Here is an 11,568-nt window from a genome sequence, read left to right as displayed (position 1 = left end):
CATGCTTCGAAACGCACTATCGGTACTTGGCCTTTGCGTTTTATTCGCAGGCTGCGCATCGCACAGCGCGCAGAGCGTTGCCTACGATCCCGCCAACGATGCACGCATTCGTGTCTACTTTGGCACCGATACCCATTTTTACTTCAACACATCGTGCGAACCGAAGAAACACGCTTTTGATTTCGCGAGTCGCGGCACGGCTGTTGCCAAACCGCGCCTGCTTAATCTCGCCAACACGACAATCGGCATGCCGGTCCCGGAAGATGCTTACCGCTACTACGACGAATACGTGGTTAAGGCCAACGAGCCGTTGACGATCACGCTTGATACCGGAGGAACGTCGCAGACCGGAGGCGTGGTGTTTTCGACGCCACGAGAACACGCCGCCGGCACGTTCGTGCCGAAGGCAGGCAAAGACTACGAAGCTTTTGCTATTCATCCGTCCGGTTACCTTCGACTCGAGATTCGCAGGCTGATTGTCGAAGACGATCGCGTTCGGACAGAATCGATCGGCGTGAAGCATGCGCCACTCTGTGAAGACGCAGCGCCGTAAAATTGAATCCCTGCAATTGATGGAGATGGTTCTGGCGTAGGGTTTGCAGAAGACAGTGCATCGGCAAACCGGCTACCGGACCACGCGTAGCGTGCTGGACCGATCGTTTTTTCCAATCAGGGCAGGCGGCGCAATGAGCGCCGCCGGCGCGTTGCCCGATCGCGATGCGTGGGCTGCGCTCGTGCCACCGATAGGATCGGGAGCGGCGCTACACCGTCCCTGTTTCGCTACTCGACGTCCTCGTCATCCTCCGCGTCGCCGTCCTCCTCCCCCTCCCGCCCCGGCGCCGCATACGCGCTCGCCTGCTCCAGCAACCACGCACGGAACGATTCCAGCGGCTTGCTGTGACTGAACTCCGTCGGATACACGAGGTAGTACGCCGAATCGCCGACCGTCGCCGCGTCGCACGGCACGACGAGGCCGAGCTGCTGCAACTGTTCCTCGACGAAGAACTTCGGCACCAGCGCGATCCCGAGGCCGGCCGCGGCCGCGCTGATCAGCATCGTGTGCAGCTCGTAGCGCACACCCTGCATCGTGCGGATGTCCTCGACGCCATGCGTCTCGAACCACTGCGCCCAAGCGCCGGGACGCGTGGTCGAGTGCAGCAGCGGATACGCGAGCAGATCCTCCACGCGTTCGACCGGCCCGTCGAGCAGCGCGGGCGAGCAGATCGGCACGACTTCCTCGCCGAACAGGTAGTCGGACGACGTGCCCGGCCAGGTCGGCTTGCCGTAGTGGATCGCGGCCTCGAAGTGCGTGTCCTCGAACGAGAACAGGTCGGTGCGGCTGCCCATGTTCACGCGCACGTCCGGCGTGCGGTCGTAGAAACTCTTGATGCGCGGGATCAGCCAGTGCGACGCGAAGGTCGGCAGCACCGCGAGCTCCAGGTAGCCGCCGCCGCTGCCGTGCGCGATGATCGACAGCGTGTCGCGATCGAGCGCCTCCAGCGCGCGCCGCACCTGCGTGCCGTACAGCTTGCCGGCGCGCGTCAGCACGACGCGCTGCTTCACGCGCGCGAACAGCCGCACGCCGAGGCTTGCCTCGAGTGTCGCGATCTGCCGCGATACCGCGCTTTCGGTCAGGAACAGCTCCTTGGCCGCGTGCGTGAAGCTCTCGTGGCGCGCCGCGGCTTCGAAAGCCACGAGCGCACCCATGTTGGGGATCTTGAATTTGCGCATGATGCTCGTTTTGTCTGACGAACGGACCCGCCCGCGGCGGGCCGGAGGACGAATGCGGAGACGGCCGATAATTCCAAAAACTCATCACGTGTCAATTTAATCTCGCTTTACGCCCCGCTGCAACCCTTTGAATAATGCATCCCACGCAAGGCCAGGCGCCCGCTGGGCGGCCGGCCATTCGAGTTGCCGGCACGCTTTGCCGGCGGTCCCCCGAACACGAGAATCCTGATGCGCAATCCGAATATCGAGAGCCTGCTGACGAAGCTGCTGGGACAGGCGAAGACCGACGCCCTGTTCGCGACCCTGAACATGCCGGCCATCCTCGACGAATGGGAAACCGACGTCGTCACGCGCGCGGAAATCGCGCAGGCGATGAACATGGCGCTGTTCGAAGGGCTGCTCGAACGTTCGGCGAACGGCCGCGCATACACGGCCGACGCGATCGAAAACGGCGGCTCGGTCTACTTCGACCACGGCGCGCTGCGCACGGTGCGCTGGCCGCACACGGGCGCGCTGCCGCCGGGCGAAGCCGCGTTCACGCGCATCCTGCGTCCGCTCGGCTTCCGCCTGAACGGCCGTTATCCGCTCGACAAGCTCGGCATGACCGGCCGCGCATATGCGCATGAGGACGCGCCGGACGAGATCGCGCAGTTCTTCGTCAGCGAACTGCATCCGGAGCGCTTCTCCCGGGAATTCCAGCAGGCCGTGACGAACGTCGTGAGCTCGTCGCGCGATCCGCTGTCGCCGGCGGCCGTCGCGTTGCTGTGGGAGATCGAGCGCGAAGGCTGGCTGCCGCTCGACGCCGCGCATGCGCTGCTGCCGGAGATCGTCGGCGCGTTCGCGCGCCAGCACGACCTGCCGAGCGAACTCGATTACGAGACGCTGCTGCTCGAATCGGCCGAAATGGCGTGGATCGCGACCGAAGGCAACGCGTTCAACCACGCGACCGATCGCGTGACCGACGTGTTCAAGCTGTCCGACGACGAGAAGGCGAAGGGCCGGCCGATGAAGCCGGAAGTCGAGCGCTCGCGTTCGGGACGCGTGTTCCAGACCGCGTATCGCGCGGATATCGTCGAGCGCGAATTCCGCACGCGCGACGGCGGGACCGTGAAGCGCAACGTGCCCGGCTCGTTCTACGAATTCATCACGCGCCGCCGCACGTTCGACCAGGCGACGCGCCGCTGGGTGACGGACCTGCGTTTCGACGCGGGCAACGCGCAAGGCATCTTCAAGATGACGGCGAACGCGGCGAAGTAAGCGCGACGACGCATGCAGACGAACGGGCCGGCGGCTGATGACAGCCGCCGGCCCGTTTGCATTGGATGGGCGCCGCGATCGTCAGAACAGGTGCGTGACCAGATAGAACAGCACCAGCACGCCGAGCGGTACGCCGAGCAGCCATGCGATCAGATATTTGCCCATGTCGTGGTCCTCCGCGTGGCCGCGACGCAGGACGCATCGCGGCGGGGTGAGACGACCGGCGCGTCAAAGCTCGCGATCGAATTCCTTCAACTGCTTCTCGGCTTCGTCGCGCGCGATCCCGTAACGTTCCTGGATCCGGCCGGTCAGATACTCGCGGTTGCCTTCGGCGACCGCGAGATCGTCGTCGGTCAGCTTGCCCCACTTGGCCTTCAGCTTGCCGGTCAGCTGCTTCCATTGACCCTTGATCTTGTCTTCGTTCATGGTGTGCTCCTGGAGTAAGGGGAGAAAAGCGCGACGCTCGGCCGCGCGACAGCTCAGGCCTTCGCCTTCAGGCCGGATGCGTCGACGTGCTTCACGCCCTTGATCGAGCGCGTCACGGCGACGGCCTTCTTCACCGCAGCCTTCGACGGCAGCACGCCCGTCAGCGTGACGACGCCGTCGACCGTCTTCACGCCGACGTGGACGCTTTTCACGCCATCCGTGGTCGCGAGTTCGCTCTTCACCTTGGTCGTGATCCATGTATCGGTGACGGGCTGGTTCGATTCGGTCTTCATGCCGTCGTCGGTCGACGATGCCGCCTGTGCGTTCGTGAGCGGAGCGGCGCAAAGCAGGAACGCCGCGCTGACGGCGAGCAGCGCCGACAGGTTCGAGGTCTTGTTCATGGATGTGCTCCTTCGATTGGCGTGGTGGATGGGGAATCTGCGCAGGCGCGCCGCGCGTTACCGCGCGATCGGCGTGTCGTAGCCGGGCTCGCGCGGCGGCATGTCGGGGCGCGGCACGTCGGGCGGCAGCGGCACCGGCGGATCGGTGCCGGGCGACGGTTCGGGCGGATTGTCCGGGGCCGGCTCGGGGCGCGTCGGATCGGGTGTCTGATGGAGCTTCATCAGGTGATCCTCCTCTGCGGTATGAAAGGGCGGCGCGTGGGCGCCGATGCAGTACCAGCGTACCGGCGCGAATGCACGCGGACATCGCGCAAATTCACCGGATCGGCTAGTGCGTTTGCACGGGGACGGAACGAAGGAGCGGGAACGGGAAGTGCGTCGTGTGCGCCGTGATGCGCGCGAGGCGGGATGCCGGCGCGCCACCCGCGCCGCGCGCGGCTCGGCGGGATGGCGCACGCAGGCGGCGCGGCATGCGAATGTACTATTGCGCAGGGTGCATCCGCGCCTGTCGCCGGCATCGGCGCGCACGCGATCATCGCGTGCACGCGCCGGCGCGGACGCGACCGACCCGGCAACCCTGTCGACCACGTGGACCACCGACCCATGGACGAACGAGTCAACGAACAGGTGCTCAAGTCGCATACCGACCGGCGCCAGCTGCACCAGATCATCGCGGGGCTCACCGAGGGCGTGATCCTCATCGAACCCGACCAGCGCATCGTGTGGGCGAACGAGGCCGCGCTCGCGATGCACGGCGTCACCGAGCTCGACGCGCTCGGCGCGGACGTCACCGAGTATCGCGAGCGCTTCCGCCTGCGCTACCGGAACAACCATCCGGTGCGCGACGGCCACTATCCGATGGATCGCGTGATCGCGGGCGAGGAATTCAGCGACGTGACCGTCGAAGTCGAATCGGCCGCCGACGAGAACGTGAGCTGGGTTCACCGCATCCGCAGCCTCGTGCTGACGAACGCGGCCGGCGAGCCCGACTGCCTCGCGCTCGTGCTGCACGATGCGACCGAATGGGCGAGCGCCGAGGACCGCTTCGAGCGCACGTTCAACGCGAATCCGGCGCCGGCCGTGATCTGCCGGCTCGACGACCTGCGCTACGTGAAGGTCAATCAAGGCTTCCTCGAGATGACGGGGCATGCGCGCGACGACGTGCTCGGCCGCTCCGTCTACGAACTCGACGTGCTCGAACACGCCGAGCGGCGCGAACTCGCGATCGAGCGGCTGGGCGAGGGCGCGACGATCCCGCAGATGGAAGCCGTGCTCAAGCGTGCGGACGGCGGCACGAAAGCGGTGGTGGTTGCCGGGCAGCCGATCGACATGAACGGCGAGGCGTGCATGCTGTTCACGTTCATGGATCTCGAGCCGCGCAAGCAGGCCGAGCTCGCGCTGCGGCAGAGCGAAGAGCGTTTCGCGAAGGCGTTCCGGATGGCGCCGGTCGCGACCGCGATCGTCACGGCAGACCGCTTCGAGCTGCTCGACGTGAACGATGCCTTCGTCGCGATGGCCGGCCATGCGCGCGACGATCTGCTCGGCAAGTCCGCGGACGAGATCGGGCTGTGGGCCGAACGCGGCGCCCGGCAGTGCATCGACGGCCAGCTCGCGCGCGACGGCAACGTGCGCAACGCGGACGTGCAGATCCGCACGCGCGACGGCGACGTGCGCGATTGCGTCGTGTCGGCCGAACCGGTCGCGATTCACGGGCAGGATTGCCTGCTGATCGCGCTGCTCGACATCAGCGATCGCAAGCGCACCGAGATGGAACTCGTCTATGCGATCGAGACCGCAATGCAGGACGCGTCGTGGTTCAGCCGCACGTTGATCGAAAAACTGGCGAACGTGCGCCGCGCGAATGCGCCGGACGCGGGCGCGCAGCTGTCGGACCTCACCGCGCGCGAGCGCGACGTGTTCGACCTGCTGTGTCACGGCCTCGCCGACAAGGAGATCGCCGCCCGCCTCGGGCTCGCGCCGAACACGGTCCGCAATCACGTCGCGACGATCTACGCGAAGCTCGACGTGCATAGCCGCGGCGAGGCGATCGTATGGGCGCGCGAGCGCGGGATCGTCGGCGCATCCGACGCGAACGGCGCGCGAGGCGAGAAGGGCGCCGACAAGGGCGGCGCGAACGGCAAGGACTGACGCCGGGCGTCGGGCCATCGGTGCGAATGCACCATGCAGGCTGGTGCATCCGCATCTGCCGCGCACGGCGCGCGGCTGCGATCCTGTCCACTCGGCGGTGCGGCGCAGGCTGCCGTGCCGTCGGCTCTCTCCCCAACTCATCGCAGGAGACGACCATGGACAGGAATCGCATCGAAGGCAAACTCAAACAGGTGAAGGGTTCGGTCAAGGAAGCGCTCGGCAAGGTGACGGGCGACCGCGAGACGGAAGCGGAAGGCGTGGCGGAACAGCAGGCCGGCAAGATTCAGGAGAAGGCCGGCGAGGCGGCCGATGCGGTGCGCAAGCAGACGGGCACCGACAGGCATTGACCGGCCCGGCGCCGTCGACCGAATCGCGCAATGTGCGGTGCGTTGCCGCTGCCCGATACGGCGGTGATGCTCCATCGGCATTACCCGGCGCAGGCCCGCTGCAACGCGGCATGCGCGCATCCCGCTGACATTTCCTCTTCCCGGCCCGCCGTCGCGCGGGCCGCGTCGTCACTTGATGACAATTCCTCACAACATAGTTCCGATATTTCGTTTGCTGCACGCGTATTGGCTACCCACAATCGGTTCACCTCTTGCGCGCCGACAGGTTTCCCGGAGACGGAACCGCGGTGATCGACCGGCACGTGACGCGCCATCGGCGGCACGCCGGCGACGGAAAAATCACCGGCACGCGGGAGGTCGCCGGCGCGCGACGATCGCGCGTCGCATCCCGACCCACAGAAGAAGGATTGGCCGATGACGTTCCGCATTCGTTCGCTTTCCGGCGTTGCACTGACCGCCGCGATCCTCGCGTTCCAGACCGGCGCGGCCCACGCGCAGGAGACGGTCGTCAAGGTCGGCGTGGCCGTGCCGCTGACCGGCGGCGGCGCCGCATACGGCAAGGACATCGAGAACGGCGTGCGCATGGCCGTCGACGAGGCGAACGCCGCGCACACGACGATCGGCGGCAAGCCGGTGAAGTTCGTCGTCGCGTCGCAGGACGACCAGAGCGATCCGCGCATCGGCGTGCAGGCCGCGCAGCAGTTGACCGACGCGCAGGTGGCCGTCGTGATCGGCCACTTCAATTCCGGCACGACGCTACCCGCGTCGAAGCTCTACGCGAAGGCCGGCATTCCGATGATCACGCCGTCGGCGACCAATCCCGACATCACGCGCGCCGGCCTCGGCACCGTGTATCGCGTGATCGCGACCGACGCGCAGAACGCCGGCAACGCCGGTGCGTATGCGGCGAGCGTGACCAAGGCGAAGCGCATCGCGATCATCGACGACCGCACAGCGTTCGGCCAGGGCGAAGCCGACGAATTCGAAAAGGCCGCGAAGGCGAACGGCGGCACGATCGTCGCGCGCGAATTCACGAACGACAAGGCCGTCGACTTCAGCGCGCAGCTCACCAAGATCAAGAGCACGAATGCCGACCTGGTGTTCTTCGGCGGCCTCGACGCGCAGTCCGCGATGCTGGTCAAGCGCATGCGTCAGCTCGGCATCCGCGCGCAGTTCCTGGCCGGCGGCGGCGTGATGAACGCGAACTTCATCAAGCTCGCCGGCAACGCGGCCGAAGGCGCGGCCGTGTGGGAATACGGGCAGCCGCTCGCGCGTCTCGCGAAAGGCAAGCAGTTCGAAACGAAATTCAAGCAGAAGTACGGCGTCGACATGCTCGCATATGCGCCGTTCGCGTACGACGCGACGTGGATCGCGATCAACGCGATGCAGAAGGCGAACTCGACGAAGCCGGCCGATTTCAACGGCGCGCTGAAGGGCACGCGCTACGACGGCATCACCGGCACGATCGCGTTCACGAGCACGGGCGATCTGAAGAACCCGAGCTCGACGCTGTATGAAGTGAAGAATGCCGCGTGGCAGCCCGTCACCACGCAAACGGCGGACTGAATACCCGAACGCGCGCGGGCTTTCGCGGCGATGCAGGACGTGCTGAAATAGCCGAAGCGATCGGATGCGGTCGCGGCGCACGCCGGGGCGATTCGCCGGGTGGCCTGCTCGCACGACGCCGCGCGCGACGCGGCACGAACAACCTTCGGGCGCGGCCGGCCGGCGGCGCCTCATACGTGTAACTGGAGTCAGTCGTGAGTTCTCAAGTCGTCATCGTCGGCGGTGGTGTGATCGGCAGCTCGATCGCCTATTTCCTGCGCGCTACCGATCCGACGGTGTCCGTGACCGTCATCGAACGCGATCCCACCTATGCGAAGTCGTCGTCGGCGCTGTCGGCCGCGTCGATTCGCCAGCAGTTCTCGACGCCGCTGTCGATCGAGATGTCGCTGTTCGGGATCGACTTCCTGCGCACGATCGGCGAACGGCTCGAGGTCGACGGCACGCGGCCGTCGATCGATCTGCACGAAGGCGGTTACCTGTTTCTCGCGACGCCGGCGGGCGATGCGACGCTGCGCGAGAACCACGCGCTGCAGACCAAGCTCGGCGCCGATATCCGGTTGATGGATCGCGATGCGCTGCGCGCGAAGTTTCCGTGGCTGAACGTCGACGATCTCGTGTCGGGCGCGTATGGCGTGAGCGGCGAAGGGTGGTTCGACGGTTACGGGCTCGTGCAGGCGCTGCGCAAGAAGGCGCAGGCACTGGGCGCGCGGTATGTGCCGGCCGATGTGACCGGCGTCGTTCGCGACGGTCGCAAGGTCACGCACGTGGTGACGAACGGCGGCGAGCGCTACGCATGCGACACGCTCGTCAATGCGGCCGGCGCATGGACGCGCACGCTGTCGTCGATGATGGGCATCGACATTCCCGTGTATGCGCGGCGTCGCAGCATCTTCAACGTGTCGTCGCCGGCGAAGCTGACCGATTGCCCGCTGCTGATCGATCCGACGGGCGTGTATTTCCGGCCGGAGGGGCGCACGTACATCTGCGGGACGTCGCCGAGCCCGGATCGCGATCCCGACGACCTGCCGCTCGACGAGGTCGATCACGACCTGTTCGACGAGGTGATCTGGCCGACGCTCGCGAATCGTGTGCCGGAGTTCGAAGCGCTGCGCGTGGAGAACTGCTGGTCCGGGTACTACGAGTACAACGTGTTCGATCACAACGCGATCATCGGATATCACCCCGAACTCGACAACGTCGTGTTCGCGAACGGGTATAGCGGACACGGGCTGCAGCAAGGGCCCGCGACGGGGCGTGGCGTGAGCGAACTGATCCTGGGCGGGCGGTATGAATCGCTCGACCTGTCGTCGCTCGGCTGGGAGCGTGTGCTCGAAAACCGGCCGATCGTCGAAAAGAACGTCGTGTAGCGCGGCGTGACCGCCCGGTGTGGGGTGGGCGGGATTCTCCTTGTGTCTCGATCTGATTGGCCCGGCTTTGCCGGGCTTTTTTTCGGAGCGGGGATGCCGGATGCGCCGTTCCTGCGCGCGCAACTCACGCCAGCAGGCACGTGATCAGTTCGTGGGTCGTGCGTACCTCGTACTTCCTCAACAAGCTCGCACGATGAATATCGACCGTGCGCGGGCTGATGCTCAGTTCCTTGCCGATTTCCTTGCTGGTCAGGCCGTGAACCAGGAATGCCGCGACGTCGCGCTCGCGATCGGTCAACGTGCCGGCGACGTCGGGATGCTTCGCGTTCTCCGACAGGTCGGTGAAGGTCCAGATGGCCAGCTCGAAGGGCCGCTTCGAGTTGTAGCCGAAGCCGCATACGGTGACCCAGAAATGACTGCCGTCGACGCGACGCATGATGCGGTCGTCGCTGAACCCCGCATGTTTCGCGAGCAGCGGCGCGAGGCGGCGGCCCGTCGTCGCGAAGTCCTTCCGCTGCGGATACAGCTTCGCGAACGACTGGTCGACGATGTCGTCGCGGGTGGCCCGGAACAGTTGCAGCGCCTTCTCGTTGCAGTCGACCATGATGCGTTCTCTGGCGACGATGGCCGCGACGGGCAGATGCCTGAAGAGATCTTCGTAGTCGAGGCTTGGCATCGTGTCGGTCATGGTCGGCATCGTGTCGACGGGTCCGAACCGTATTCGGACCAAGGCTATCGGGCGGGTTTGCTCCTGCCGGATTGTAGCGGTAGCGCCTGCGGGCAACTCATCCGTGGCCCGTGCTCAAACGGCGCCTTCGACGCCGCGCTTCGCGGCCCGCGCGGCGCTCGCGGTCGCCGGACCGGCTTCCTCGAGTGCCGTCTTCGACGTTTCGGGCAGCGCCAGGCCGCCGATCATCGCGAAGATCGACACGGCGATCAGGTAGTACGCGGGCGACAGGTTGGTCCCCGTCGCGGCGATCAGCCACGTGGCGACGAGCGGCGCGGTACCGCCGAAGATCGTGTAGGCGAGGTTGTACGTGATCGCCGATGCCGTGTAGCGCGTTTTCGTCGCGAACACTTCCGACATCAGCGGCGCCGTCACCACGCCCGAGAACACCGCGCCGATCGCAAGCAGCGCGACGCCGAGCAACGATTGCGACAGCACGCCCGAGCCGCCCAGCGAGAACGCCGGATAAACCGACACGATGATGAAGATGCCGGTCGTGGCGATCGTCGCGCGGCGGCCGACGAGGTCGGAGAAGAAGCCGGCGACCGGGCACAGGGCCGCGGCGAAGAAGAGCGCGAGCACCGTCACGAGAAGCGACGTGCCGCGAGACAGGTGCCCGGCCACTTGAAGGTATGTCGCGAAATACGTCGTGAACGTGTAGAACGACAGCGCCGTCACGGACACGAACGCGCCGAGCTTCAGGATATTCCTCGACTGCGAATGCAGCGTTTCCATCAGCGGCGCATGCGCGATGTCGTGCTTGCCTTCGAGCGCCTGGAATGCGGGCGTTTCATTCAGGCTGACACGCAGGTAGACGCCGATTAGGCCGACCGGCGCCGCGATCAGGAACGGCACGCGCCAGCCCCATTCGACCATTGCCTGCGACGACAGCGACGATTCGAGCAGATAGGCCACCACTGCCGCGCAAGCGAACGACGAGAAGGTCGATACCGGCACGAAGCTGCCGAAGAAGGCGCGACGGCGGCGCGGTGCGTGTTCCATCACGTACGCGCATGCGCCGGCATATTCGCCGCCGGCCGAGAACCCCTGGACGCAGCGAATGATCGTGAGCAGCAACGGCGCCCAGTAGCCGATGCTCGCGTAGGTCGGCAGCAGGCCGATCAACGTCGTCGAGCCGGCCATCATCAGGATCGTCAGGGCAAGGGTGCGCTTGCGTCCGATCCGGTCGCCGATCACGCCGAAGACGAGGCCGCCCAGCGGGCGGAACGCGAAGGCCACCGCGAACACCGCGAACGTCTTCAGGAGCCCGATCGTGGGGTCTCCGCTGGGGAAGAATTCGCGCGTCAGGATGGTGGCGAGAAAGCCGTATGCGGCGAAATCGAACCATTCGACGAAATTGCCGATCGACGCTGCGGCGATCACGCGTCGTAGCGTGCGGGTATCGACGTCCTGGGTGGTCATGGTCGTGTCCTCTTCATGTGGGCGCTTGGATTCGCGCCGAAAACCATGGTAGGGACGCCAATTACCTAGGTCCATACGTGTCAATTACCTAGGTAATCGGGGGCGGGGGGCGGGGCCGCCGGCCATTGGAACGGGCAACCGGCGTGGCCGTTTTGACGGTGTTTCCGCCCCGCGAG

Annotated in this window: 13 protein-coding genes; 6 read left to right on the top strand and 7 right to left on the bottom strand. The window is 66.0% G+C overall.

The annotated features are described in order from the left end of the window. Position 1 precedes the first annotated feature (1 nt). On the top strand, positions 2 to 553 hold the full coding sequence (locus tag WS49_RS19950) for a hypothetical protein (protein ID WP_059532285.1): 552 nt from the start codon (positions 2 to 4) through the stop codon (positions 551 to 553). 227 nt (positions 554 to 780) lie between these two features. Here the strand turns inward: WS49_RS19950 and WS49_RS19945 are convergent, their stop codons facing one another. Beyond that, a complete protein-coding gene (locus WS49_RS19945; protein ID WP_059532282.1) occupies positions 781 to 1,731 on the bottom strand; it encodes a LysR family transcriptional regulator in 951 nt (316 codons plus the stop codon). Positions 1,732 to 1,959: 228 nt separating this feature from the next. On the opposite strand from WS49_RS19945, the gene WS49_RS19940 reads away from it, so the two are divergent. Continuing rightward, complete coding sequence (locus WS49_RS19940; RefSeq protein ID WP_059532279.1) at positions 1,960 to 2,988, top strand: DUF1338 domain-containing protein; 1,029 nt, start codon at positions 1,960 to 1,962, stop codon at positions 2,986 to 2,988. 228 nt (positions 2,989 to 3,216) lie between these two features. Here the strand turns inward: WS49_RS19940 and WS49_RS19935 are convergent, their stop codons facing one another. The 3 genes from WS49_RS19935 to WS49_RS35705 are packed head-to-tail and all read right to left on the bottom strand — an operon-like array spanning position 3,217 to position 4,037. After that, the gene (locus tag WS49_RS19935) at positions 3,217 to 3,414 is read right to left on the bottom strand and encodes a CsbD family protein (RefSeq protein WP_059532275.1); all 198 of its coding nucleotides are present in this window, start codon (positions 3,412 to 3,414) and stop codon (positions 3,217 to 3,219) included. A gap of 53 nt (positions 3,415 to 3,467) precedes the next feature. After that, positions 3,468 to 3,815, bottom strand: coding sequence for a BON domain-containing protein (locus WS49_RS19930; protein WP_059532271.1), 348 nt, complete (start codon positions 3,813 to 3,815; stop codon positions 3,468 to 3,470). Between the two features lie 57 nt (positions 3,816 to 3,872). Next, positions 3,873 to 4,037: a hypothetical protein gene (locus WS49_RS35705; protein ID WP_167357956.1), complete on the bottom strand. Its 165-nt coding sequence runs from the start codon at positions 4,035 to 4,037 to the stop codon at positions 3,873 to 3,875. A 381-nt stretch (positions 4,038 to 4,418) separates the two neighbouring features. Here WS49_RS35705 and WS49_RS19925 point away from each other — a divergent pair, with 381 nt between their 5' ends. Together WS49_RS19925 and WS49_RS19920 are read left to right on the top strand one after the other, a co-directional pair. Further along, positions 4,419 to 5,963, top strand: a complete 1,545-nt coding sequence (locus tag WS49_RS19925) for a helix-turn-helix transcriptional regulator (RefSeq protein WP_059532437.1) — start codon at positions 4,419 to 4,421, stop codon at positions 5,961 to 5,963. 155 nt (positions 5,964 to 6,118) lie between these two features. Continuing rightward, complete coding sequence (locus WS49_RS19920) at positions 6,119 to 6,310, top strand: CsbD family protein (protein WP_059532268.1); 192 nt, start codon at positions 6,119 to 6,121, stop codon at positions 6,308 to 6,310. Between the two features lie 80 nt (positions 6,311 to 6,390). Here WS49_RS19920 and WS49_RS35155 read toward each other — a convergent pair whose 3' ends face one another. Next, positions 6,391 to 6,738, bottom strand: a complete 348-nt coding sequence (locus tag WS49_RS35155) for a hypothetical protein (protein ID WP_156437336.1) — start codon at positions 6,736 to 6,738, stop codon at positions 6,391 to 6,393. Here WS49_RS35155 and WS49_RS19915 point away from each other — a divergent pair. Both WS49_RS19915 and WS49_RS19910 read left to right on the top strand, forming a co-directional pair. Continuing rightward, positions 6,725 to 7,876, top strand: coding sequence for a branched-chain amino acid ABC transporter substrate-binding protein (locus tag WS49_RS19915; RefSeq protein WP_059532266.1), 1,152 nt, complete (start codon positions 6,725 to 6,727; stop codon positions 7,874 to 7,876). The two genes, WS49_RS35155 and WS49_RS19915, sit on opposite strands and share 14 nt — an antisense overlap. 194 nt (positions 7,877 to 8,070) lie before the next feature. Continuing rightward, the gene (locus tag WS49_RS19910; RefSeq protein WP_059532264.1) at positions 8,071 to 9,243 is read left to right on the top strand and encodes an NAD(P)/FAD-dependent oxidoreductase; all 1,173 of its coding nucleotides are present in this window, start codon (positions 8,071 to 8,073) and stop codon (positions 9,241 to 9,243) included. A gap of 124 nt (positions 9,244 to 9,367) precedes the next feature. On the opposite strand, the gene WS49_RS19905 is transcribed toward WS49_RS19910, so the two are convergent. Together WS49_RS19905 and WS49_RS19900 are read right to left on the bottom strand one after the other, a co-directional pair. Further along, a complete protein-coding gene (locus tag WS49_RS19905; RefSeq protein ID WP_059532262.1) occupies positions 9,368 to 9,940 on the bottom strand; it encodes a PAS and helix-turn-helix domain-containing protein in 573 nt (190 codons plus the stop codon). Between the two features lie 105 nt (positions 9,941 to 10,045). Further along, complete coding sequence (locus WS49_RS19900; RefSeq protein WP_059532261.1) at positions 10,046 to 11,392, bottom strand: MFS transporter; 1,347 nt, start codon at positions 11,390 to 11,392, stop codon at positions 10,046 to 10,048. Between the last annotated feature and the right edge of the window lie 176 nt (positions 11,393 to 11,568).

Origin of the sequence: Burkholderia sp. RF7-non_BP4, from assembly GCF_001521935.1 — a bacterium.
Classification (GTDB): domain Bacteria; phylum Pseudomonadota; class Gammaproteobacteria; order Burkholderiales; family Burkholderiaceae; genus Burkholderia; species Burkholderia diffusa.
The sequence above is the reverse complement of the archived record's forward strand: the minus strand, read 5'-3'. Positions and strand labels throughout refer to the sequence as shown.